The organism is Planktothrix sp. FACHB-1355, from assembly GCF_014748295.1.
Classification (GTDB): Bacteria; Cyanobacteriota; Cyanobacteriia; order Cyanobacteriales; family Aerosakkonemataceae; genus Aerosakkonema; species Aerosakkonema funiforme_A.
In genome coordinates this window covers 1-1,547 of record NZ_JACJUP010001369.1, presented here as the reverse complement: position 1 = coordinate 1,547, position 1,547 = coordinate 1, and the positions used below count along the sequence as shown (strand labels likewise).

Below are 1,547 nucleotides of genomic sequence, written 5' to 3'. Positions count from 1 at the left end.
CGCTCTTCCGATCTCAATAAGCATGATGGCCAACTTAACTTCTTCCCAATCAAAACGTAATGGGATAGTCCGAGCATATTTTTTAGCGACTGATGGTGTAAGTGTGGCAATTTTACGCTTTTGTTGAACATCCAAAGTTTTGGAGGCGGCGTAGAAATTTTCCACTGTTGGATATTCAATACCATCAACAATGATAGGTTTTTCTAAGCTCTCCATATTGCTGAACCAGTTTTTTATCCACGCAGTCATAGTTTTGCTCAATTGAACTGTTCTTCTTGAAGGGGCGACAGCCCAATAAAAAAATAATCCCGGCAGGCTCTTACGCCATGCCAGGATAGAGTTACGGAAACTAACAAACTATTAACACTTGATATCCAGAATTTTCTAAACAGCTTTTCACGCCTTGCCAAGTCAAGCCTTCTTCAGGTAACAATGGAATTGTCAAACTTCCCGTGAATCCATAATCACCCTCTTGCTTGACTACACAAAACTCTGCTTGTTTGAGAGTTTTAATTGCCTGCTGCGAAAGCATTCCAATTACGTTAGCAGCATTATGAGTAACCGCGATCGTAATCATGGGATTTTCCCTAATTCGTCACGGTTAAAAGCTCGTCAGAGCCAAAAGTAATGATAGCTGAATTAGCTACTTCTAATTCATTTCACCATTTCGCTCTTGAACGCTCTCAAACAAAATCCCCAAAATCTTATCAACTTCCCGAATATAATAATTATTCAAATCAATAAACACATCAGAGCCATCCAACTTCAAAAACTTCCAAATATCCCCCGTAGTTACCGCGCCATAAATTGTCTTAATATCATTTCCTTCCTGCTGATTAAACAACTGTGCCGCCAACATCGCCGCCGCACATTGACCTAACCCTCCTTTAATATCCTCATTCTTTGCTTCCACAATCAACACCACAGGTGCGTTAATAGTTAATTGCTCCTTAGAGCGGCTAATAATAAAATCGCAATAGCCATTTAATCCTTGCTCAAAATCTACATTGAAATCCACCCCAGAAAACAAACTAATCTGATAATTTTTACCTCTCCTAACTTCCAACAAAATTGGCGTAATAATTAATTCAGACCGCGCTTTTTCTGTATTTATAGCTAAAGCAAGTTCAGTCGTTTCTGCTAAAGAAGCTTTTAAAGTTTCACTCGGATGTACAGATGCAATGGTGGCAAATAAATCAGCCGATTCATCAATTCGTAAATTGAACGTTTTTTTAAATTTATTCAATGTAAATTCACTATAAGCCATTGACACCACTATCGCCTTTATACAAACTTGTATAATTAACTATCATTTTTTTATTTAGTAAGGTTGGATTGAGAGTGCGATCGCATATCATTAGTTACATCAGTAGCACAAACCATACCTCTACCCAACCTTTCCAAATACTCACTCAAACTGCAACCACAAGCCTGCGCCAATAAACGCAACCCCTCATAGCCAGTATCGGTGACAGCAATACTTCTTCTCTTCTTCACCTCACCGTAGTCCGACTCGCTACCAGGCTTGAGATTCGACAGCGAACGAG

At 39.2% G+C, this 1,547-nt stretch carries 4 protein-coding genes; all 4 read right to left on the bottom strand.

Annotated elements, in window-relative coordinates; translation table 11 throughout:
* Positions 1 to 249, bottom strand: a 249-nt coding sequence (locus H6S82_RS32510; protein WP_191057449.1) for an NADAR family protein, incomplete at its 3' end; no start/stop codon positions are given.
* Positions 250 to 349: 100 nt separating this feature from the next.
* On the bottom strand, positions 350 to 577 hold the full coding sequence (locus H6S82_RS32505) for a hypothetical protein (RefSeq protein WP_190473967.1): 228 nt from the start codon (positions 575 to 577) through the stop codon (positions 350 to 352).
* A gap of 72 nt (positions 578 to 649) precedes the next feature.
* Positions 650 to 1,267, bottom strand: coding sequence for a hypothetical protein (locus H6S82_RS32500; RefSeq protein WP_190474005.1), 618 nt, complete (start codon positions 1,265 to 1,267; stop codon positions 650 to 652).
* Positions 1,268 to 1,317: 50 nt separating this feature from the next.
* On the bottom strand, positions 1,318 to 1,547 hold a 230-nt coding region (locus tag H6S82_RS32495), incomplete at its 5' end, for a hypothetical protein (RefSeq protein WP_199318016.1).

Excerpts from the sequence above, each read along its gene's own strand:
- H6S82_RS32505 (WP_190473967.1), bottom strand. The coding sequence starts at position 577 with ATGATTACGATCGCGGTTACTCATAATGCTGCTAACGTAATTGGAATG.
- H6S82_RS32500 (WP_190474005.1), bottom strand. The coding sequence starts at position 1,267 with ATGGCTTATAGTGAATTTACATTGAATAAATTTAAAAAAACGTTCAAT.